This window comes from Nocardiopsis sediminis (assembly GCF_042650565.1).
GTDB lineage: Bacteria > Actinomycetota > Actinomycetes > Streptosporangiales > Streptosporangiaceae > Nocardiopsis_B > Nocardiopsis_B sediminis.
In genome coordinates, this window is sequence record NZ_JBHSBH010000004.1 from 780228 (window position 1) to 782943 (window position 2716).

The 2716-nt window shown below is 73.4% G+C and carries 3 protein-coding genes; 2 read left to right on the plus strand and 1 reads right to left on the minus strand.

All coding sequences use genetic code 11. The features are described from left to right. Together mltG and ACFOVU_RS07570 are read left to right on the plus strand one after the other, a co-directional pair. A partial coding sequence (gene mltG / locus ACFOVU_RS07565; RefSeq protein ID WP_378531139.1) for an endolytic transglycosylase MltG occupies positions 1 to 1367 on the plus strand: 1367 nt, incomplete at its 5' end. Then, positions 1364 to 2206 (plus strand): shikimate dehydrogenase, encoded by an 843-nt coding sequence (locus tag ACFOVU_RS07570; protein WP_378531141.1) that lies wholly within the window; start codon positions 1364 to 1366, stop codon positions 2204 to 2206. The genes mltG and ACFOVU_RS07570, both read left to right, overlap by 4 nt. 149 nt (positions 2207 to 2355) lie before the next feature. On the opposite strand, the gene ACFOVU_RS07575 is transcribed toward ACFOVU_RS07570, so the two are convergent. Beyond that, positions 2356 to 2716: RNA-guided endonuclease TnpB family protein (locus ACFOVU_RS07575; RefSeq protein WP_378531144.1), on the minus strand; the 361-nt coding region annotated here is incomplete at its 5' end.

A 2716-nucleotide genomic window follows, 5' to 3' on the forward strand; every position in this document is an offset into this window, starting at 1 on the left:
AGGCCGAGGTCGAGGCCGACGGATGGCACGATGACGAGGCCGACCCCGAGGAGCCGCCGCGCCCGCGACGTGGGCGCGGCCGCGGGGCGCGCGAGGAGGACGAGCGCGGGCCGCGTGCCGAGGGCGGGCGCCGATCGCGTCGGGCCGCCCCCGTGCCGGCGGACGACGAGGACGCCGCCGAGGAGCCCGACGACACCGAGTCCGCCGCCGAGTCCGGGGCGCCGCGCTCGCGCCGCGGCCGGGGCCAACGCGGCCACGGGACGCGCGGGACGGACCCCCGGCGCCGCGGCCGCGCCGCCGACAAGCGCGGCAAGAAGGGGAACCAGAAGGGGAAGAAGAGCAAGAAGGGCATCGCCATCGTGGTCGCGGTCGCCGTGGTGGCGGTCGCGGGCGGGGGCTACGTCACCCGCCAGTACCTGTTCCCGCCCGACTTCGACGGGGAGGGCTCCGGCGAGGTCGAGGTGACCGTGGACGAGGGCGCGTCGGGGGCGGCCGTCGCGTCGACCCTGGAGGAGCAGGGGGTCGTGGCGAGCTCTCGGGCCTTCCTCAACGCGCTGGACGGCCAGGGAGCGGGCGTCACACCGGGCACCTACACCCTCCGCGAGGGGATGAGCGGGGCCGCCGCGGTGGCGCTGCTCCTCGACCCCTCGTCGCGGGTGGGCGTACAGGTCACGATCCGTGAGGGGCTGCGCTCCACGGAGATCCTCGCGGCGTTCGCGGAGAACACCGACCTGTCGATCGAGGAGCTGGAGGCGGCCTACGCCGACACCCAGGCGCTGGGGCTGCCCGAGTACGCCGAAGAAGGCCCGGAAGGCTACCTCTTCCCCGACACCTACGCCGTGGCCCCGGGCGACGAGGCGCCCGAGGTCCTCCAGCGCATGGTGGCCAGGTTCGACCAGGCGGCCCAGTCCACGAACCTGGAGTCGGCGGCGGCCGAGCGCGACCTGACCCCCAACGAGGTCATGGCGATCGCGGCGATCGTGCAGGCGGAGTCGGGCACGGCCGAGGACATGCCCAAGATCGCGCGGGTCGTCTACAACCGGCTCGAGCAGGGCATGGAGCTGGGCATGGACAGCACGTGCTTCTATGTGATCGAGGAGTTCGGGATCGCGCTGACCAACACCCAGCTCGCCGCCTGCAAGGAGGCCGAGAGCGGCTACGCCACCTACGGGCGTACCGGCCTGCCGGTCGGGCCGATCGTCAGCCCGGGCGAGGAGGCCATCCAGGCCGCGCTGTCCCCGGCCGACGGCGCATGGCTGTATTTCGTGGCCACCGACCCGGAGAACGGGGTCACCGAGTACGCCGAGACCTATGAGGAGTTCGAGGTGCTCAAGGCGGAGTTCGAGGCGAACCGGGGCGATCTGTGAGGCGCGCCGCGGTCCTGGGCTCGCCCATCGCCCACTCGCTGTCGCCCGTCCTGCACCGGGCGGCCTACGCCGAGCTCGGGCTCGCCGATGAGTGGAGCTATGAGCGGATCGAATGCGACGAGGCGGGCCTCGCCGGGTTCCTCAAGACCCGCGACGACTCCTGGGCGGGGCTGTCGCTGACCATGCCGCTCAAGCGGGCGGCGATGGACCTCGCCCACGACGCCGACTCCACCTCGCGCGAGGTGGGGGTCGCCAACACCCTGCTGTTCGATTCGGGGCGGCTCCTGGCCCGCAACACCGACGTCGCCGGGGTCACCGGCGCCCTGCGCGAGGCGGGCATCACCCGCGTGCGCACGGCGGCGGTCCTCGGCGGGGGCGCCACCGCCGCATCGGCGGTGGCCGCCCTGGGCCGACTGGGCGCGGTGGAGCCCGGGGCGATCACCGTGCTCGCCCGCGACCCGGCGCGCGCCGAGGGCGTAGTCCGGGCGGCCGAGCGCATGTCGCTGCACATCGCAACGGCCCCGCTGTCGGAGACCGCCGGCCGGGTCGGCGTCGACCTGGTGGTGTCCACGCTGCCCGCGGGCGCGGCCGACCTGCTCGCCGAGGCGGTCGCCGCGGGGCCGGCGGCCCTGTTCGACGTCGTCTACAGCCCGTGGCCCACCGTGCTTGCGGGCGCGGTGGCCGCCGCCGGGCGGCCGGTCGTCGGCGGCTTCCCGATGCTGCTGCACCAGGCCGCGATCCAGGTGGAGCTGATGACCGGCGCCGGGCAGGCCCCGATCGAGGCGATGCGCCGCGCGGGAGAGGCCGAGCTGCTGCGGCGCGCGGCCGCCGGGGAATAGGCCGTGCCGCCACGGGCGTGGTCGCGCATCGGGTGATGCCTCGGCTCAGGCCCACACCGGCGGTGGATTTCGTCAGCTTTCCGGACAGAAGCCCGAGCTTGCGGGTAGGTTCCCCACCGGCTGTGAGGTCGCCTCCCGCGTCTTGGCCGTCAGATGCTCTGTCTGTTGGCCGGGACGCGTGACTCACGCCCCGCGTTCCACACGTCCTCGCCACGTCGGGCGATGTTGTGGGAAGCGTTCCGGTCCGCGTGCGCAACGACGCCACAGCCCCGGCAGATGAAAAGCCCTTGGTCCACACGGTTCTTCTTGTGTGTGTGGCCACACTCGCAGCACATCTGCGACGTGTACGCAGGGTCGACGAAGACGAGCGGGACACCTGCCCGCTTGGCCTTGTAGACGATGAACTCCGCCAGTTGGGCGAAGGCCCAGGAGTGGAGCGCGACCCGTTGGGGCTTATGGAGTCGGGTAGCCGGGATGCATTGCTGCATCCCGGCCCCCTCAGAACCGTGC